We start from the raw sequence: 19,307 nt of genomic DNA on the forward strand, positions 1-19,307 counted from the left end.
ATATCTTGCTTATCGCCATCGACCTGGGTCGGCGCCCGCCATTTGAGGCGTGATGCCCGGTGTCTGGATTTACCGGGATTGAAGACGTTGAAATATGCGAATGAAGTTTGTGCCATGGGCCTACTTCCTTGTTCTGGGTGTCTCGGCGTAGGTTGCCGAAGACGAAATTTTTATTGTTGTTTTTGCCCGACTAAGGCGGGCTTCGACGCGCTGGCACGGCAACTCACGGCGTAATCATTCGCGCCATGCCGAACCTGATAAATTTAAACCGAGGTAGACGCTAACAAAGCGGAAAAGGAATTACTGTAAGACCTTTCCCAAAAATAATTAGGAAGGTTCGAAAATCGCTTTTGGCTGAGCGATGATTCGAAGAAGGATAGAAGTCATTTTTTGAGGTAAAGGCAAAAACGCCCTATGCCTTGGACGTACTACGCTCACTTGATACAAACACTTCGTGCGCGAATGATACATAGAGCCAACATAATATGCTGAAGCTTAAATACTTCAGGAAATATCATCGCAAAAGTACAACGCCATCTTATCGAATTTCAAAAAGCTTTTGTCCATACCCAATAATGTCGCCGTCTTCTACCAGTGCGGCCAAAAGCACGCCAGAACTCGATGCTTTGATCTCTTCCAGAAGCGCATCATTTTGCAGAAACGCCACGACCTGCCCCTCTTTGACCTCACTGCCCACTGCGCAAAAAACCTCGTCGCGTTGGGGATGCTTCAGGCGCAACACCCCCATGGCCGGTGAGCTGAGGTAATTGACGGTTCGGGCTGGCGTCGCGGCTGGCGAACACGCCGACAATCCCGAGCCGCGCTCCTCAAGGGAAATGCGCAAGCAGGTGCCGGCCTGCTCGAACTCAAACGCGCAAAGCGAACTCCGCTTAACCAAGTTGATGATCTGCTCGATAAAATCCGGGCTCATTGGGAGACCTCCGGTTGGTGCAGATAGCGTTCCAAATGGTGAATATCAAAGCCGCCTGCCGCAAATCCTGGCTCCGCCATCAAACGCTGGTGCAAAGCAATGTTGCTTTTGATACCGGTTAGTTCGGCATCCCGCAGGGCACCGCTCATTCGTGCGATGGCTTGAGCACGGGTCGCACCGTGGGCAACAAACTTGGCCACCAGAGAGTCATAAAACGGTGGTACCTGGTAGCCCGTATAGAGATGACTGTCGACCCGAATTCCAGGGCCGCCGGGAGCAATCCAAGAAGCAACGCGACCAGGCGCCGGCGCGAAACTCAATGGATCCTCGGCATTGATTCTGCATTCAATCGCATGCCCTTGAATGCGAATTTGCGATTGGCAAATCGACAGCGGCTGACCCAGTGCAATCAGCAGTTGTTCGCGGACGATATCCACCCCCGTCACGAGTTCCGTGATGGGATGCTCGACCTGTACACGGGTGTTCATTTCGATAAAAAAGAACTCGCCGTTTTCATAAAGAAACTCGAATGTTCCCGCGCCACGATAGCCGATCAATTGGCAGGCTGTGACACAGCACTCACCGATACGCTCAATTGCATCGCGATCAATCCCGACTGCTGGCGCTTCTTCAATGATTTTCTGGTGGCGGCGCTGCATGGAACAATCACGCTCGCCGAGCCACACCGCGTTGCCAAAATTATCCGCCAACACCTGGATTTCAATATGGCGCGGATGCTCGAGAAACTTCTCCAGATAAACTTCAGGATTGCCAAAAGTCCGACTCGCCTCTTCACGTGTGATCACGACCGCTTCATCAAGCTCCGCCGCCGAACGCACGATGCGCATGCCTCTGCCGCCGCCACCGGCCGATGCCTTGACAATCAACGGGTAACCGCAAGACTGCGCCAGGTGTTGTACTTGCGTTTTATCGTCCGCCAGCGCGCCGGGAGATCCGGGCACGCAGGGTACGCCGGCTTCAAGCATGGCTTGCTTGGCCGAAACCTTGTCGCCCATCAAACGAATCGAGGCCGAGGTGGGTCCGACAAAAACGCGCCCCGCGTCCTCTACTGCGGCGGCAAACCCGGCATGCTCGGCCAGAAACCCGTAACCCGGATGTATTGCACCCGCCCCCGTGAGCGCAGCGGCCCGCAGAAGCCGTTTAGCGTCCAGGTAACTGTCTGCGGCGCAGGCCGGACCGATGCAAAGTGCTTGATCGGCCAACGCCACATGTCGAAGCTCGGCATCGGCTTGAGAATACACGGCGACGGTGCGCAGGTTCAGTTCGCGGGCAGCGCGCAGGATACGCAAAGCGATTTCGCCGCGATTGGCAATTAATACACTGTCGAATAATGGCTGGCTCATACTTATTCCATGGGCTCGATAGTGAACAACGCTTGCCCGGCCTCAGTCATTTCGCCATCAGCTTTCAAGATGGCGCTGATTCGCCCATGTCGATCCGCTTCAATGGGGTTGAGCATTTTCATCGCTTCGACAATAGCGAGCGTCTGCCCCTCCTCCACAACATCGCCGACTTCAACGAAAGGAGCTTTATCGGCTGCCGGCGAACGATAAAACAGCCCTACCAGGCTGGATGAGACAGTATGACTTTCACTGCGTGGCGTAGACGCGGCTACCACGGTGCAAGCTATCGAGGTTTCAAGATTGTCCGACTGCAACGCCTTCGAAGAGGACACCGAAGGAGAACCGGACATTGTTGCGCCAAAAGGCCGAAGCCCTATGCGTACTCGACAATCGCCTTCGCTGTACTCCAACTCCGCGACTTGGCTACGCTCTACGATATCGATCAAGCGCTCAATGAATTCAAGGTTCATATTAATTTCCGCTGTCCTGGACTACGAACAATTGTCACGTTCAAAGGAGGTGGCCGCTGGTAATTTAGTTGCTTGGCAACGTAGTGCGTACTAGCGCGGCCAACGCCCGACCAAGGTCTGATAGATACGCATATTGTTTTTCTTGAGCTTGATGCGAACTGGCGTAATCCACCTGCACAAAACGAATCGTAGCGCCAATGGGTGTCTGGGCCAGCAGCCAAAGATCGGCGCTAATGACATTCACGATCTTCGGGTAACCGCCGCAGGTATTGGCTTCTGCCATCTGGACAATGGGCTGGCCAGAAGGAGGCACCTGCACCGTGCCGGGAAGTATTCCGTGAGAAAACAACTCAAGGGCGCGGGCGAGTTTCAGGGATGGGCCACAAAAGCGCATGCCCATGCGGTTTGCTTCTTGAGTTAACGTCCATGGCTGATTGAAAAAATCGAACTTGGCGCTTTCATCAAACCAATCAAACTCAGCCGATGGCATCACCCGGATAGAAACCTCGAAATCTTTTCCAGGCAGTTGCCTAGCGATGGCTGCGCCTACACCACTGCGAGGAGATTTTGCCGTGGTATGGCACATCGGCAAGCGATCACCACGAAGCAGGCCTCGACCTTGAAACCCTCCGAATCCGGTTTTTAAATCCGTGGACCGGGAGTTCATCACCAGCGGCACGTCGATGCCGCCCGAAAAAGCCAAATACATCCTCGCCCCCTCGGTGGGTGTCAAAATGGTCAGCGTTTGCCCAGCCTTTGCATCCATGGACCAATGGGGAGGCAGCTCGATCTGATCCAAATGCGCCTTGGCATTTGCGCCCGTCAACGCAAACCGGCAGTCATCGATAAATTTCAATTTGAATGGAAATAACGCGATTTCCAGGCCCGCATCATTGATATCGTTACCCACGAGAAGGTTGGCGATTGTCAACGCCGGACAATCCATTGCCCCCGAATGCCCCACGCCGATATTCAAGTATCCCTTGCGCCCCAAGTCCTGAACGGAATTGAGCACACCGGTAGAGAGGATTTCGATCATGATTCGATTCCGGCAATGCTAAAGCGAATACGATCACCTGCTTGCAATAACGAAGGTGAGGCAAGGTGCGCATCAAATAGCTTTAAGTCGGTATGACCAATGACGTGCCAGCCGGAGGGTGCCGGAATCGGCATGATGCCGGCTTGCTGACCACCGATGATGACGTCGCCAACGTCCAAGCGCATCTTGGGTATCGACCTGCGCGGCGTCGCTAATCGAGGATCAAGCCCGGATAGGTAGGGAAACCCCGGCATGCCGCCGATCGCCGCGACTTGATAAATCGCCTCGCTGTGCAGACGAATAAAGGTTTCAATGTCGAGCTGGGCACGCTCGGCCAGTTCGGGCAGATCTTCGCCCTGGGTGCCGCCATAGATGACCGGCACCTCGATTTCGCGGCCCGCTTTTTTCTCAATGCAGACGTTCTCCCAGAGGGCCAGCAGCCATTGGGTCATCGCCGCCGCCGAAATCAGGCCTGGTGCGTACACAATCAGAAGATTGTTCATGCCAGGAACGGCTTCGAGTACGCCAGGCTGCTTCACTGCCTCGTCCGCAATTGCAAGTACGCGCCGCTGAACGTCTTCACTGAAGGCAGGTGCCGTGACATCCAGCAAAAGCCCCTGGCTCCCTAAAATGTTTACCTGGGGCTTGTTATCAGGCGTTGCCATCTCAAAAACGCTCACTGGTTTATTTTGGCAAAATGATTGAATAAAGTCCGCCAAGGCGGGCGGTCCAGACCAGCAGAAACACGGTGATCTGCTGCGGACCACCCGATAAGAGGCCACTTTGACAGTACGTAATCGCTCTCGCAGCGACTTGCGGGTGCTCATCGGGCTCATCAAACCTGGCTCTATCTTGCAACCGGACACGGTCTCCAGGCTTGATCTAACCTAGCTACTTAGTTGCGGAATTCCGCATACCAATCCGCCTTGAAATGCCTCGACGAATCCACCCTTAAGACCTCTCCCCTTACGCTATGATGCCGGACCGGCAGAAAAACGGAGAAAGCTCGTATTTCTCGCAAAAGCGCCGCGGCGAATGCCATTGAAGCTTTGAAGCTCTCTCCCAAAGATCGCTAGTCATCGTTATGCTTCGTAACGGACTGCTCTGATTTAGGCAGCACTGCGGACAAGCTCGAGACCACTTCAATGAAGTAAGGTTGTTGCGCAGCCAATCCGCGGGCGATAGCCGATTCAATCTCAGACACCTCGCTGACTCGTTCACAGCGAACACCATATGCCTGGGCGACCTTTATAAAGTCCGGATTCGAAAGTGTCGTCCCGACTTTTCGGCCTGGATAGGTACGTTCCTGGTGAATGCGAATTGAGCCGTAGCAGTTGTTATTGGATACGATGAACAGAATAGGCAGCTTGCGCTCGACCGCGGCGATCATCTCGTTGCCTGTCATCAGGAAGCCGCCATCTCCCGCCATACAGACCACTTGACGATGCGGGTAACGCAGCTGCGAGGCAATTGCCGCCGGAGTGCCGTAGCCCATGGCACCCGAGAGAGGAGCCATCAATCGCTGCGGATAGGTGAATGGAAAATGCCGGTAGACAGGCGCCGCGAAGGTACCTGCATCCAAGCAAATTATGGCTTCAGGGGAGACTTTCTGCACCAGAGCACGAATCACGTGAACGAACGGAACACCGTCTTGTGCCTTCACTTGCGGCCAGGCCGAGAGACGTCGTGCAATCGCCGTCGTCTGAACAACCCAATCTCTACCCTCCAACTTACCGCCAGACTGCTCAGTGAGTGCGATAGCCAGAGCAGTCGGATCACATACTACGCCCACATCAGCCACTAAGTTCAGTCCGACAATATGGTCGTCCGCATAGACGTGAACGAGGGTCTGGTCAGACCGGGGATGCTTCGGGAACTGGTAACCCTGAGTCGTGATATCGCCCAGGCGAGTCCCTAGGGCAATGATCAAATCACTTGTCTCGAAGTTGGCCATCTGATCTCGAGGATTGGATAGACCCAGCTCACCGGCATACAGCACATGTTTGTTCGAAAAGATGTCATGTTGACGGAATGAGACAGCGACAGGCACATCGTAAGCCTCGGCCAGCCTCAGCAACGCTTCGCGCCCCAACTCGCTGTCCAGGGCGCCACCGGCAATGATCAATGGCCGCTTCGCCGCCTTCAACAAGGAGGCAATGCGCTGGACATCCTGGTCAACGGGCCGGGTAGATACATGCGCCACGGCCTGCCACTCCTCGACGGGAATTACCTGCTGCTGAATATCCTCCGGGATTACCAACACGACAGGACCCGGAGTACCGCTCGTTGCCACGCGGATAGCTTTGAAGGCTGCCGCCGCCAATTGCCCTGGTTCGGTGGGTTCACACACCCATTTGGCGATCGAACCGAACATCTTTTGATAGTCGATCTCTTGAAAAGCCTCTTTTCTCAGGTCGGCTTTCGGGACTTGGCCAACAACGAGAATCAGCGCAATGGCATCTTGCTGGGCAGTATGGACAGCAATCGAAGCATTGGTCGCGCCTGGGCCACGACTGACCATGACCACCCCTGGGCGACGGGTCAGGCGACCGTCGGCACATGCCATAAAGCCTGCACCGCCCTCCTGTCGGCAGGTCACCACGTCAATCGCCGGAAAATCGCCCAGGGCGTCCATGATACCGAGGTAGCTTTCGCCCGGAACCAGGAAGACCCGATCGATACCGTTTGCGGCAAAAACCGAAAGAAGCGCATGTGCAGAGGTGGTGCTTTTGGCGAATTGCATGGGTAGAAACCTGAGCAATGGGACGGACCGTGATAGCCGGCATGGGCTTTGGTTGCCCCAATTGTTATATAACCGTACTTCTGCAACCATTGGACTCGCAGGGATATCAGCTATTCAATTTCGGCACAGCTCGCTGAGACCATCATGGATCTACGACGACTCGAACTACTGATGCAAGTGGCACATTTCGACAGTTTTTCTAAAGCCGCCACCGTCTTGGGCATAGCTCAGCCGGCCCTCGGAAGGCAGATGCACAAGCTGGAAGAGGAATGTGGATTTCGCCTTTTCTATCGTCACGGGAGAGGCGTCATGCTGACGCCAGAAGGCCAATCCTTGCTCGACAGGGCCGGGCCGCTTCTGCTCGAGTTGACTGCGATTCCGTCCGATCTGCAATCGGAATACGCATCCCCCAAAGGCGCAGTGACTGTCGGCGTAACCCCTACTATCTGTAATCTGCTCGGCCTGAAGCTCATTACTTCCATCCAGGAAAAATATCCTGAGCTACAGATAAACCTGGTCAGCGGATACAGTGGTTATGTCCATGAGTGGCTGGTGGATGGGCGGGTTGATATTGCAATCTTGCACGATGCTCGGCGCTCTGCATCGATTCAGGTAGCGCCGTTGTGCCAGGCCGAGCTGTACTTCGTGACCTGCGCCAGCCACGACCCTTTTAAAAACACTGATCAGGTAGAACTGAGCCAGGTCACTGAACATCCCTTAGTGCTTCCTACCGGTAATCATGGCCTGTGCAGGACTTTGGACTATGCCACCAGCAAACTGGATATTAAGCCAAACATCAAATTTCAGTCCGACACGCTTGAGCTTCTCAAAGAAATCGTTACGGCAAATCTGGCCTCGACAATTTTGGCCAAACCCGCCGTGATGCAGGAAATCGCCAGAGGCACGTTGAGTGCGCACCTAATTACCTCCCCGTGTCTGTTTACAAAATTGGTACTGGCTACGGTGGTCAATCGCCCTGTAACCCGAGCCATCAAACTGATTGAGCAGGAAATAAAAAATATCGTCGACACACTCGTCGAAAATGACTCCGCCACGCTGGGCATCAGGTCCCTACGCACGCTCTAGTGGCCTGTACGGTTAGTCCGTTGCGACTGAATTTTTCGACGTACAACAACCTGATGTGATTTTGCCGTTTACGCAGATAAAACACATGAACCAGCCCTCCTTCACAATATCAAGGGTCAGCGGCCAGCCCAAAGGAATGCTGCCGAGGAATCTGCTCCTTAGCGATTGACCGTCTAATGAGATAACCGGTATTCATTTCGCTATGCCGATTTCCGCAGCTAATCAAATGCATTGAATCAAGACAATCAACCTACCGACAAGCAGACTACTTCCAAGGCCTCAGAGATACCTGGCTAAACTCGGTTGTTATTTCGATAGGGGGATATCCGCATGAAGCATGCTAATAAGGTAGCTGTCGTAACCGGTGCTGCCCAGGGCCTGGGATTGGCTATCGCCGAACGTTTTATCGCAGATGGCGCTAAAGTTGTCTTGGTAGATGTGCAGGCCGACAAAGTGAAAGCAGAAGCGAAGCGCCTGGGCACCAACGCAAGCTGGATCGTTGCTGACTTGAGCGTTATCAGCCAAGACATCGCCAACGACATCGTCAACAAAACCGTCGATAAGTTTGGATCGCTGGACATTTTGATGAATAACGCGGGCATTATTCATCAGGCCGAGTTCGTCGATTTTCCCGAAGATATCTTCGACCGCATTCAGCAGATTAATGTCAAATCGTATTTCCTGATTGGCCAGGCTGTGGCTCGCTACATGATTGCCAATGGAATCAAGGGCGCCATCGTCAACATGTCCTCGATTAATGCGCTCTTGGCCATGCCAAACTCAGTGGGTTACGCCGTGTCAAAAGGCGCAGTAAAACAACTGACTTCAGTAATGGCCGTAAGCTTGATCAAACATGGCATCCGTGTGAATGCGGTCGGACCAGGCACTATCGCGAGCGACTTGGTCTCCACCGTACTGGCTAGCGACCCGAATGCCCGCCGTGGCATTCTATCCCGAACCCCGATCGGCAGAGTGGGGGAAGCCTCTGAAGTGGCCAGCGTTGTATCGTTCCTGGCCAGCGACGATGCCTCGTACATTGTTGGACAGACCATTTACCCGGATGGCGGTCGTTTGGTACTAAACACGGTCGTTCCGGTGACTGAGTAATTGATTTTCTACTATGTAGGGTCAGCCCATCTCCTGCACTCCCTCCGCACTGAACATCTCATTTTCAAGGATCGGGTTGAGAGTAAAGAGCTCAACCGCTCGTGAAAGCACTCATTAACATTGAGTGCTAGTTAAACTGGCAGCCTAGGCTTCATTTTTTTGCTCTTGTCATGCGTACTAATATTTTTTTGGATAGCGAGAGGCATCACGAATTATCGAGCGCAAGTATCGGTACGCGAATCCATAAAAACATACACAACGCTGTTCTTCTACAAAAAATCGAGATCCCCCAAAAACATGGACAAACTCGTGACATAACACCCACGCGCAGGAGTCGAACACAAAATAATTGGTCAAGAGCCAGTGTCGTTTTCACCTAACGAAGAAAGCAAATATATAATTATTTTTTCTGGAAACGATAAAAAACTCGAAACACCTAACGATATTGAGGTAAATGGAGATCTATCACTTCGTAGCATTCTTGATACCACGAAAAAAAGCCAAAAAAGAAGGCAAGCTTTACCTTCCGCAACCCCATGGTTGCGGAACACATCCCAAAAGTTGCGGAACGCTTCCTAAATCGCAGGCATTAAAAAACCCCGTAAACCATTGATTTACGGGGCTTTGAAGGTGGAGGCCGAGGTCGGAATCGAACCGGCGTAGATGGATTTGCAATCCACTGCATAACCATTTTGCTACTCGGCCTCAGGTCGAATCGAGCGCCCTTGCAAGCCAGGCTTGCCGCAACTCCTTGATTCTTCAGCGTTCACGACGTTGCCGCCCGAGCTGATGGCGCGCATTATGTCCTAGTTGCATGGCACTGGCAACCCCCTGAATTCTAATAATTTTTAGGTCAGTCCAGGTCTTTGCGCGCAGCCGCCAACTGTACCAGTCGCGCCGCCAGCGACTGGGCCTGACTCGCCACATCGGTGACCGCCGTACTCTCCCACCATAGGCCCCGCAACGGCGGTCCCATGGCAAACAGCCGCATGGAAATATCACCCTCCACATTCATTACCGCGCCGCCCGGATCGGCTGCGATACCCAGGGCCAACGGTCCTGGCCGGATCAATCCTCGTGCCAGTAATCGCTGGGGCAACGGGCGATCCACCCGACGCCAGTCATATTCGATACCCGTGGAGTTGATCAAGGCCGCGCCCGTGACGATACGTGTCTGCGACTCACCCCGAGGTCGAATGAAAATGCTTACCTGCCCGTCCCGTAGTTCGTCCAAGCCCTTGAACGATGCCGCCTCGATGGTCAGCCGCCCTTCCCTGTACAGGCGCTCCACCAGCTCGGCGCTCAAGGGTGGCGAACGGTGGTGATGGCTTTCCCACCATGGCCGTACATGCTGGAGAAACTGGCGACGCTGGATGTCGCTGGCCTGGCTCCAGAGTCGGCCGATATGAGCCCGTACCGTGTCCAGCGGCGCCTGCCAGTCGATGCCGGCCCGCAAGGCTTCGGCGCATTGGCAACGGACCTCGCGCAGCAGGTGGCGCGGGCTGCGAATACTCAGGTCGGCGGCCAGGAAGTCGACCCAGGCCGGTGGCTGGCGGCGTACATGGGGCAGCAGCCCGTGGCGGGAAATGACCCGGATCGGTCCGCGATGCCCGGCCTGTTCCAAAGACACCACGGCATCGACCATGGTCAGGCCGGAGCCGATGATCAGCACCGCGCCCTGTGGATCGAGCCGCGACAGGGTCGCTACGTCCCAAGGGTCCAGCGCCGCCGCGTTCAGGCCGTTAGATTGCTTTTGCCGGGCCCGCGCCGCCGGGAACATACCGGTCGCCAGTACCGCATGCTCCCCTCGCAGTTGCCGGCCATCGGCCAAGGTCAGGTGTACGCCGTGGCCGTCGCTGTGCAGGTCGACCGCCTCGCCGCGCACATGCTCGGCTGTCGAGCCCCAGGCCACCCCCTGCTGCCGGGCCTCGGCCAAGCGCTGCTGGACGTAGAGGCCGAAGATTCCTCGGGGCATGAACAGTTCGCTGACCGGCACCTGTTGCTGGTCCGACTCGGGCCAGCCGCCAGCGGCGATATGGATCTGCAACCATTCGGTCAGGTCATCGGGATTGTCCGGGTCGACGCTCATCCGCGCCGCATTGGCGTTCAACGTGTGCCCAAGCTGCGTGGCACTGTAGGCCTCACCCCGTCCCAACTCGGCACGTGGCTCGACGATCAAAATCCGCCGCCGGCCCGGCAGGCGCAGCAACTGCACTGCCAGCATCGCGCCACTCAGACCACCACCGACAATCAACACATCGGCCGCCAAGATAGCGTGTGTTGCTTGTCCGCTCAGGGTTTCAGCCATTATTCGCTCTCTTGTTCAATGCTCGCCTCAGTAGAAAGCGTGCAGGTCGCCGTGACCAGTCAATCATCCGACGTATTGCCGAGCACCAGCCGGCCAGTGTCGAATACGGGCCAGGCAGTTGGCAAAGACCGCCTCCAGAGTCCTCGCGAGTGCAAAAAGCAGGCATGGGACATCGCAAGAACAAAAAAAGCTTAAAGTCAGTTAATTACGCCAAAAATCTAGAGATTCCCACAAGCAAAAACAGTCAGCCGCCCATCAACAGTTACTGCATCAATAGTGCCCAGCCGTCTAGATCACCACATTGCGCACAAACCGCGCAGCCGCCTCGCCATCATTGCGGTAGCCGTGGGGCTGGTTGCTGGCGAACATGAAGAACTCGCCGGCATGGATCTGCCGCTCCTGTTCGCCGAGCCACAGGGTCAGGCAACCCTCAAAAACGTACAGTTGCTCGCTCCAGCCATCGCCATCGGGCTCGGAGTGGTAGCGCTCGCCTGGTTCCAGGCGCCATTCCCATAGTTCGACTTCACGGCAAGCCACCGCCTTGGCCAATAGCACTGCCTTGCTCCCGGGAATCAACCCGGCCCAGGCCAGTTCGTTGATACGGCTCGGGTCACGGGCATCCGGCGCCTGGATCAGGTCGCTGAAGGCTACGTTCAGTGCTTCGGCCACACGATCGAGGGTGGTCAGGCTGACGTTCTTTTCCCCCGCTTCGATGGCCACCAGCATCCGCCGACTGACTCCGGATTTCTCCGACAGCGCGGTCTGGCTCAACTGGGCCTCATGCCGCAGGTGTCGCACATTTCGGCTGACGTGTTGCAGGACCGACGCGCGTTGCGAGGTTTCTTTGTGCACTATATTGCTCACTCAGTGGGTTTGCGCAGTATACTGCCCAGCTCCGGCGCATTGTGCGTCTCACTCAGGTAGCGCGCAAGGTCATGACTCCGGTGAAATCCAACAACAAGTGGTTACCCTCGACCCTAAGGTTCAGCAAAGCCGAATGCGTGCTGATCCTGATCACCATGGTCTGGGGCGGCACTTTTCTGCTGGTGCAAAACGCCATGACCGTCAGCGGGCCGATGTTCTTCGTGGGCTTGCGGTTTGCCGCGGCGGCGTGCATCGTCGCGCTGTTTTCGGCGCGCAGCCTGCGGGGCATAAGTGCTTTCGAGATGAAGGCCGGAATCTTTATCGGCACCGCGATCATGCTGGGCTACGGCTTGCAAACCGTGGGTTTGCAGACCATTCCCAGCAGCCAGTCGGCATTTATCACCGCGCTCTACGTGCCCTTCGTACCGCTGTTGCAATGGCTGGTGCTGGGCAAGCGGCCCGGGTTGATGCCAAGCATCGGCATCATGCTGGCTTTCACCGGGCTGATGCTGCTGTCCGGGCCGAGCGGCGCCCATCTGGACTTCAGTCCAGGGGAAATTGCCACCATTATCAGCGCCATCGCCATTGCCGCCGAGATCATCCTGATCAGCAACTATGCAGGCAAGGTCGATGTGCGTCGCGTCACCGTGGTGCAACTGGCCACCGCTTCGGTGTTGGCGTTCCTGATGATCGTGCCGACCCAGGAACAACTACCGGACTTTTCCTGGCTACTGTTGGCCAGTGCGGTCGGCCTGGGCGCCGCCAGCGCGGCGATCCAGGTGGCAATGAACTGGGCGCAGAAAAGTGTTTCGCCCACCCGCGCGACCTTGATCTATGCCGGCGAGCCGGTCTGGGCCGGGATTGCCGGGCGATTGGCCGGCGAACGCCTGCCGGGATTGGCACTGGTCGGGGCGGCATTGATCGTCGCGGCAGTGATTGTCAGCGAGCTGAAGACCAAGGGCAAACCGCTGGTCCCGGTCGATGACGAGATCGAGAGCGAGGCTCTGGATTCCAACAACCCATAACACTCGGTGGCGAGCGGGCTTGTCGGCACGCCGCACCGCCGCGCTCGGCTGCGCAGCAGTCACAACCTCAGTCCCTTGTTTTATCTGAGACACCCCGAGACCGGTTTTAGCGCCGCTTCGCACCCCGGTGCCGACAAGCCCGCTCGCCACAGGGCTCGGTTCTCCATCTACAATTTAGACCATGCATATCAGCCATTTATCTCCCACTTTGTAGGATTCGGCGACAGCTTAAGGGTTGGTGATCCAACTCCAGCCACGTATGATTCTTCGCAAACTCCCGCAGATTAGAAGCCTATGTCTCTGATAGTTCTACTACTTCTGCCTTTTATCGGCAGCTGTCTGGCGGCCCTGCTGCCGCATAACGCACGTAACAGTGAATCGATCCTGGCCGGTGTGATTGCCCTGGCCGGCACGATTCAAATGGCCTTGTTCTACCCGCAGATCGCCCATGGCGGTGTGATTCACGAGACCGTCACCTGGCTGCCCAGCCTGGGCCTGAACCTGGTCCTGCGCCTGGACGGTTTTGCCTGGCTGTTCTCCATGCTGGTGCTCGGCATCGGCACGCTGGTGTCGCTGTACGCCCGCTACTACATGTCGCCGGACGATCCGGTGCCGCGCTTCTTCGCGTTTTTCCTGGCTTTCATGGGCGCGATGCTCGGCCTGGTACTGTCGGGCAACCTGATCCAGATCGTGTTTTTCTGGGAACTGACCAGCCTGTTCTCGTTCCTGCTGATCGGCTACTGGCACCACCGTTCCGATGCCCGCCGTGGCGCCTACATGGCACTGACGGTCACCGGCGCCGGTGGTTTATGCCTGCTGGCGGGGGTACTGATCCTCGGCCATGTGGTGGGCAGCTATGACCTGGACGCCGTGCTGGCAGCAGGCGACCAGATCCGTGCCCATGCCTTGTACCCCGTCCTGCTGCCACTGATCCTGATTGGCGCTCTGAGCAAGAGTGCGCAATTCCCCTTCCACTTCTGGCTGCCCCATGCCATGGCAGCGCCCACCCCGGTTTCCGCTTACCTGCATTCGGCGACGATGGTCAAGGCCGGGGTGTTTCTTCTGGCCCGGCTATGGCCGTCGCTGTCCGGCAGCGAAGAATGGTTCTGGATCGTCGGCGGCGCCGGCGCCGCGACCCTGGTGCTCGGTGCCTACTGCGCCATGTTCCAGAACGACCTCAAAGGCCTGCTGGCCTATTCGACCATCAGCCATCTGGGCTTGATCACCCTGCTGCTGGGCCTGAACAGCCCACTGGCCGCGGTCGCGGCGGTGTTCCATATCCTCAACCATGCGACCTTCAAGGCCTCGCTGTTTATGGCTGCCGGGATCATCGACCATGAAAGCGGGACCCGCGATATCCGCAAACTCAGCGGCCTGGTCAAACTGATCCCATTCACCGCCACGCTGGCGATGGTCGCCAGCGCCTCGATGGCTGGCGTGCCGCTGCTCAATGGTTTCCTCTCCAAGGAAATGTTCTTCGCCGAAACCGTTTTCATCCACTCCACCGCCTGGGTCGAGATCGCCCTGCCGATCATTGCGACCCTCGCCGGGACCTTCAGCGTTGCCTACTCGCTGCGCTTCACCGTCGATGTGTTCTTCGGCCCGGCGGCCACCGATCTGCCCCACACGCCCCACGAACCGCCGCGCTGGATGCGTGCGCCGGTGGAGTTGCTGGTGTTCACCTGCCTGCTGGTGGGCATATTCCCGGCGCAGGTAGTCGGCTCGATCCTCGCCAGCGCCGCCCTGCCGGTGGTGGGCGGGACTCTGCCACCATACAGCCTGGCGATCTGGCACGGTCTGAACGCGCCGATGGTCATGAGCCTGATCGCCATGTCCGGCGGCGTGCTGCTCTACCTGCTGCTACGCAAGCAGCTCAAGCGCGGTCGCTTCAGTCGCCTGCCGTTGATCGGTCGCCTCAACGGCAAGCGTCTGTTCGAACGCAGCCTGGCGATCATGATGCGCGGTGCCCGGCACCTGGAACGCCGCATCAGCACCCAACGCCTGCAACCGCAACTGTTCCTGCTGGTGCTGGCAGCCGTGGTGGCCGGGCTGATCCCGATGCTCCACGCCAGCCTGAGCTTTGGCGATCGGCCGAAGATTCCCGGATCCATCGTCTTTGTCACCCTCTGGCTGCTGGCAATCGCCTGCGCCCTGGGCGCCGCCTGGCAAGCCAAGTACCATCGCTTGGCGGCCCTGACCATGGTCAGTGTCTGCGGCCTGATGACCTGTGTCACCTTTGTCTGGTTCTCCGCGCCGGATCTGGCCCTGACTCAATTGGTGGTCGAGGTGGTGACCACGGTGCTGATCCTGCTCGGCCTGCGCTGGCTGCCACGGCGGATCGAAGAGGTCTCGCCGCTGCCCGGCAGTCTGCGCAAGGCGCGCATTCGCCGCCTGCGCGATCTGCTGCTGTCGGGTCTGGTCGGTGGCGGCATGGCGCTGCTGTCCTACGCCATGCTGACGCGCCAGACGCCCAACGATATCTCCTCGTTCTACCTCAGCCGCGCCCTGCCCGAAGGCGGCGGCAGCAACGTAGTGAACGTGATGCTGGTGGATTTCCGTGGCTTCGATACCCTCGGCGAAATTACCGTGCTGGTGGCCACGGCCCTGGCGATCTTCGCCCTGCTGCGCCGCTTCCGCCCGCCCAAGGAAAGCCTCCAGTTGCCCAACCAGCAGCGCCAACTGGCCAGCGACGTGGTCACCGATCTGGTCAACCCGCGCAGCGCCAGCGATACCGCGCTGGGCTTTATGATGGTCCCGGCGGTGCTGGTGCGCCTGCTGCTGCCGATTGCCTTCATCGTCTCGATGTACCTGTTCATGCGCGGCCATAACCAGCCCGGCGGCGGCTTTGTTGCGGGCCTGGTGATGTCGGTGGCGTTCATCCTGCAATATATGGTCGCTGGCACCCAGTGGGTCGAGGCCCAAATGAGCCTGCGGCCACTGCGCTGGATGGGCACCGGCCTGCTGTTCGCCACCGTCACCGGGCTGGGGGCCATGGCCTTCGGCTATCCGTTCCTGACCACTCACACTGCGCACCTGCATCTGCCGCTGCTGGGTGATATCCATATTGCCAGCGCACTGTTCTTCGATATCGGTGTGTACGCAGTGGTGGTCGGCTCGACCCTGCTGATCCTCACGGCCCTGGCGCACCAGTCGGTGCGCGCCCATCGGCCAAGCCAATTGGCCCTGCCACATGCCAGGCCACAGCCTCAACTCAAGCCAGGAGCCGCCTGATGGAAGAAGTCATTGCAATTGCTATCGGCGTGCTCGCCGCGTCCGGCGTCTGGCTGATCCTGCGGCCCCGGACTTTCCAGGTGGTGATGGGCCTGTGCCTGCTGTCCTATGGGGTCAACCTGTTCATCTTCAGCATGGGCAGCCTGTTTATCGGCAAGGAGCCGATCATCAAGGATGGCGTACCCCAGGACCTGTTGAACTATACCGACCCGCTGCCCCAGGCCCTGGTGCTGACGGCGATTGTCATCAGCTTCGCCATGACTGCGCTGTTCCTGGTGGTGCTGCTGGCCTCACGGGGGCTGACCGGCACCGACCACGTCGATGGCCGGGAGGCCAAGGAATGAACCTGATGCCGCACCTGATCGTCGCGCCCATCCTACTACCGCTGCTGACGGCGGCGCTGATGCTGCTGCTCGGCGAGAAACATCGCCCGTTCAAGGCCCGCCTCAACCTGGTGTCGAGCCTGCTCGGCCTGGGTGTTTCCGTGCTGCTGCTGATCGGCGCTCAGCAATCTTCGGAACCTGCGTCCATTGGCGTGTATCTGCCGGGCAACTGGCAAGCACCGTTCGGCATCGTACTGGTGGCCGACCGCTTGTCGGCGCTGATGTTGGTGCTCACCGGGATCATCGGTGTCAGCGCCCTGCTGTTCGCCATGGCTCGCTGGGACCGTGCCGGCGCGAGTTTCCACGCACTGTTCCAGATCCAGTTGATGGGCCTGTACGGTGCCTTTCTGACCGCCGACCTGTTCAACCTGTTCGTGTTCTTCGAGGTGCTGCTGGCGGCCTCCTACGGTCTGGTCCTGCACGGTTCGGGACGGGCGCGGGTGTCCTCGGGCCTGCACTACATCGCGATCAACCTGCTGGCCTCGTCGCTGTTCCTGATCGGCGCGGCGATGGTTTATGGCGTTACCGGCACCCTGAACATGGCCGACCTGGCCCTGAAGATCCCGTTGGTGCCGGAAGCCGACCGTGGCCTGCTGCATGCCGGTGCGGCGATTCTCGCCGTGGCGTTCTTGGCCAAGGCCGGAATGTGGCCGCTAAACTTCTGGCTGGTGCCCGCCTACTCTTCGGCCAGCGCGCCGGTGGCGGCGATGTTCGCGATCATGACCAAGGTCGGGGTCTATACCCTGCTGCGGTTATGGACCCTGCTGTTCTCCGGTCAGGCCGGTGCTTCGGCGTACTTTGGTGGTAACTGGCTGATCTACGGCGGTATGGCGACCATCGCTTGCGCTGCCGTGGCGATCCTCGCCGCCCAACGCCTGGAGCGCATGGCCAGCCTGAGTATTCTGGTGTCGGCGGGGATCCTCCTGTCAGCAGTGGGTTTCGCCCAGCCGAACCTGACGGCGGGCGCGCTGTTCTATCTGGTCAGCTCGACCCTGGCGCTGAGCGCGCTGTTCCTGCTGGCCGAGCTGATCGAGCGCTCACGCTCGGCCAATGAGCTGCCGCTGGAGGAAGATATCGACCCATTGCCACGTCCATTGGAATCGCTGCACCCGCGCCCCGGCACCAATCTCGACGACGAACAGAATGTGGTGGTCGGTCAGGTGATTCCCTGGACCATGGCTTTTCTCGGCCTGAGTTTTATCGCCTGTGCCCTGCTGATCATCGGTATGCCGCCGCTGTCCGGGTTTATCGCCAAGCTGAGCCTGCTCAACGCCCTGCTCAATCCATTGGGCTTGGGCCATGAGGCACTGATCTCGCCAGCGGCCTGGGGCTTGCTGGTATTGCTGATAGTGTCCGGCCTGGCCTCGTTGGTGGCTTTCTCGCGCTTGGGCGTCCAGCGCTTCTGGACCCCGGCGGACCGCCCTTCGCCGACGCTGCGGCGCTTGGAATGCCTGCCTATTGTCGCCCTACTCGGCCTGTGTATCCTACTGACGATCAAGGCCGAGCCGCTGCTGCGCTACACCCAGGCCGTAGCCGACAACCTCAATACCCCCGAGCACTACGTCATGGCAGTGCTGGCGACCCGCGCGGTGCCCAGCCCCGAAGCCAGGGCCACGGCACTGGAGGTGCAGCCATGAAACGCTTGTTCCCCGCACCCTGGCTGTCCCTGGCGCTGTGGCTGCTATGGCTGGTGCTGAACCTGTCGATCAGCCCTGGCAACCTGCTGCTGGGCGCTGCCCTGGGGTTTTGTGCGCCATTGATGATGGCGCCACTGCGGCCGCTGCCGGTGCGCATTCGTCGACCGGGGGTGATCCTGCGCCTGTTCCTGCGGGTGGGATGGGATGTGATCGTCTCCAACCTGGCCGTCGGTTGGAGCGTTTTGAATGCCGGTCGGCGCCCGCCGCACTCGGCCTTCGTCAAGGTGCCGCTGGACTTGCGCGACGCCAACGGCCTGGCCGTGCTGTCGATGATCTGCACGGTGATTCCCGGCACGGTTTGGTCCGAGCTGGCGCTGGATCGCAGCATCCTGCTACTGCATGTGTTCAACCTGGAGGAAGAAGCGTCGTTTATCCAGAACTTCAAGGCGACTTACGAACGCCCCCTAATGGAGATTTTCACATGAGCGTCCTGCTCGCCAACGCGATCCTGTTCAGCTTGTTCATCTTCAGCGTGGCCCTGGTGCTGACCGCCGTCCGGCTGTTCAAGGGCCCCTCGGCGCAAGACCGGGTCCTGGCCCTGGACTACCTGTACATCGTCGCCATGCTGATGATGCTGGTGCTGGGCATCCGCTATGCCAGCGACACCTACTTCGAAGCGGCGCTGCTAATCGCCCTGTTCGGCTTTGTCGGCTCCTTTGCCCTGGCGAAATTCCTCCTGCGCGGCGAGGTGATTGAATGAACCAGTTGTCCCTGTGGATCGAGATTCCAGTGGCCGTACTACTGGTGCTCGGCAGTCTGTTCGCCCTCTGTGGTGCCATCGGCCTGCTGCGCATGAAGGACTTCTTTCAACGCATGCACCCGCCAGCCCTGGCCTCGACCCTCGGTGCCTGGTGCGTGGCACTGGCCTCGATCCTGTACTTTTCGGTGCTCAAGTCGGAGCCGGTGATCCATGCCTGGCTGATCCCGATCCTGCTGTCGATCACAGTGCCGGTGACCACCCTGTTGCTGGCTCGTACCGGGCTGTTTCGCCAGCGCGTGGCCGGCTACGACGTACCGGCGGAGGTCAGTGGTGGCCGTACCGAAGGCGGCAGTTGACCG

General features: G+C 58.3%; 17 protein-coding genes and 1 tRNA gene. 9 read left to right on the plus strand and 9 right to left on the minus strand.

The features are described from left to right. Positions 1 to 538: 538 nt before the first annotated feature. The 6 genes from AWM79_RS20165 to AWM79_RS20190 form a co-directional block, all read right to left on the minus strand. Positions 539 to 931 carry an acetyl-CoA carboxylase biotin carboxyl carrier protein gene (locus AWM79_RS20165; protein WP_060783625.1) on the minus strand — a complete coding sequence of 131 codons (393 nt, stop codon included), beginning with the start codon at positions 929 to 931 and terminating at the stop codon, positions 539 to 541. Beyond that, positions 928 to 2,295, minus strand: a complete 1,368-nt coding sequence (accC, locus tag AWM79_RS20170) for an acetyl-CoA carboxylase biotin carboxylase subunit (RefSeq protein ID WP_017133504.1) — start codon at positions 2,293 to 2,295, stop codon at positions 928 to 930. Before accC ends, AWM79_RS20165 begins: the two co-directional genes overlap by 4 nt. Before the next feature lie 2 nt (positions 2,296 to 2,297). Continuing rightward, positions 2,298 to 2,765 (minus strand): acetyl-CoA carboxylase biotin carboxyl carrier protein, encoded by a 468-nt coding sequence (gene accB / locus AWM79_RS20175; protein ID WP_060783626.1) that lies wholly within the window; start codon positions 2,763 to 2,765, stop codon positions 2,298 to 2,300. 64 nt (positions 2,766 to 2,829) lie between these two features. Further along, positions 2,830 to 3,804 carry a 5-oxoprolinase subunit C family protein gene (locus tag AWM79_RS20180; RefSeq protein WP_060783627.1) on the minus strand — a complete coding sequence of 325 codons (975 nt, stop codon included), beginning with the start codon at positions 3,802 to 3,804 and terminating at the stop codon, positions 2,830 to 2,832. Beyond that, positions 3,801 to 4,631: a 5-oxoprolinase subunit PxpB gene (pxpB, locus tag AWM79_RS20185; protein WP_244159581.1), complete on the minus strand. Its 831-nt coding sequence runs from the start codon at positions 4,629 to 4,631 to the stop codon at positions 3,801 to 3,803. Before pxpB ends, AWM79_RS20180 begins: the two co-directional genes overlap by 4 nt. Before the next feature lie 245 nt (positions 4,632 to 4,876). After that, positions 4,877 to 6,547 (minus strand): thiamine pyrophosphate-dependent enzyme, encoded by a 1,671-nt coding sequence (locus tag AWM79_RS20190; protein ID WP_060783629.1) that lies wholly within the window; start codon positions 6,545 to 6,547, stop codon positions 4,877 to 4,879. Positions 6,548 to 6,691: 144 nt separating this feature from the next. On the opposite strand from AWM79_RS20190, the gene AWM79_RS20195 reads away from it, so the two are divergent. After that, positions 6,692 to 7,633, plus strand: coding sequence for a LysR family transcriptional regulator (locus tag AWM79_RS20195; protein ID WP_060783630.1), 942 nt, complete (start codon positions 6,692 to 6,694; stop codon positions 7,631 to 7,633). A gap of 330 nt (positions 7,634 to 7,963) precedes the next feature. Then, positions 7,964 to 8,740: an SDR family NAD(P)-dependent oxidoreductase gene (locus AWM79_RS20200; protein WP_017133511.1), complete on the plus strand. Its 777-nt coding sequence runs from the start codon at positions 7,964 to 7,966 to the stop codon at positions 8,738 to 8,740. A gap of 631 nt (positions 8,741 to 9,371) precedes the next feature. Here AWM79_RS20200 and AWM79_RS20205 read toward each other — a convergent pair. From AWM79_RS20205 to AWM79_RS20215, 3 genes are all read right to left on the minus strand, one after another. Continuing rightward, positions 9,372 to 9,445: transfer RNA gene (locus AWM79_RS20205), tRNA-Cys, on the minus strand. 148 nt (positions 9,446 to 9,593) lie between these two features. After that, positions 9,594 to 11,048 carry an FAD/NAD(P)-binding protein gene (locus AWM79_RS20210; protein ID WP_060783631.1) on the minus strand — a complete coding sequence of 485 codons (1,455 nt, stop codon included), beginning with the start codon at positions 11,046 to 11,048 and terminating at the stop codon, positions 9,594 to 9,596. 288 nt (positions 11,049 to 11,336) lie between these two features. Beyond that, on the minus strand, positions 11,337 to 11,900 hold the full coding sequence (locus AWM79_RS20215; protein ID WP_017133512.1) for a helix-turn-helix domain-containing protein: 564 nt from the start codon (positions 11,898 to 11,900) through the stop codon (positions 11,337 to 11,339). An 83-nt stretch (positions 11,901 to 11,983) separates the two neighbouring features. On the opposite strand from AWM79_RS20215, the gene AWM79_RS20220 reads away from it, so the two are divergent. The 7 genes from AWM79_RS20220 to AWM79_RS20250 all read left to right on the plus strand — a co-directional run bounded on the left by AWM79_RS20220 (position 11,984) and on the right by AWM79_RS20250 (position 19,304). After that, on the plus strand, positions 11,984 to 12,937 hold the full coding sequence (locus tag AWM79_RS20220; RefSeq protein WP_017133513.1) for a DMT family transporter: 954 nt from the start codon (positions 11,984 to 11,986) through the stop codon (positions 12,935 to 12,937). 294 nt (positions 12,938 to 13,231) lie between these two features. After that, a complete protein-coding gene (locus AWM79_RS20225) occupies positions 13,232 to 16,168 on the plus strand; it encodes a monovalent cation/H+ antiporter subunit A (RefSeq protein WP_060783632.1) in 2,937 nt (978 codons plus the stop codon). Continuing rightward, positions 16,168 to 16,512, plus strand: a complete 345-nt coding sequence (locus AWM79_RS20230) for a Na+/H+ antiporter subunit C (RefSeq protein ID WP_017133515.1) — start codon at positions 16,168 to 16,170, stop codon at positions 16,510 to 16,512. The genes AWM79_RS20225 and AWM79_RS20230 overlap by 1 nt, the downstream gene beginning before the upstream one ends. After that, entirely contained in the window at positions 16,509 to 18,188 is a 1,680-nt protein-coding gene (locus tag AWM79_RS20235; RefSeq protein ID WP_060783633.1) for a monovalent cation/H+ antiporter subunit D, read from the plus strand. Before AWM79_RS20230 ends, AWM79_RS20235 begins: the two co-directional genes overlap by 4 nt. Continuing rightward, on the plus strand, positions 18,185 to 18,673 hold the full coding sequence (locus tag AWM79_RS20240; RefSeq protein WP_017133517.1) for a Na+/H+ antiporter subunit E: 489 nt from the start codon (positions 18,185 to 18,187) through the stop codon (positions 18,671 to 18,673). The genes AWM79_RS20235 and AWM79_RS20240 overlap by 4 nt, the downstream gene beginning before the upstream one ends. Next, a complete protein-coding gene (locus AWM79_RS20245) occupies positions 18,670 to 18,948 on the plus strand; it encodes a K+/H+ antiporter subunit F (RefSeq protein ID WP_060783634.1) in 279 nt (92 codons plus the stop codon). The genes AWM79_RS20240 and AWM79_RS20245 overlap by 4 nt, the downstream gene beginning before the upstream one ends. Continuing rightward, positions 18,945 to 19,304 (plus strand): Na+/H+ antiporter subunit G, encoded by a 360-nt coding sequence (locus AWM79_RS20250; RefSeq protein ID WP_017133519.1) that lies wholly within the window; start codon positions 18,945 to 18,947, stop codon positions 19,302 to 19,304. Before AWM79_RS20245 ends, AWM79_RS20250 begins: the two co-directional genes overlap by 4 nt. Positions 19,305 to 19,307: the final 3 nt, after the last annotated feature.

Source organism: Pseudomonas agarici (assembly GCF_001543125.1).
In the GTDB taxonomy this organism is placed as follows: domain Bacteria; phylum Pseudomonadota; class Gammaproteobacteria; order Pseudomonadales; family Pseudomonadaceae; genus Aquipseudomonas; species Aquipseudomonas agarici.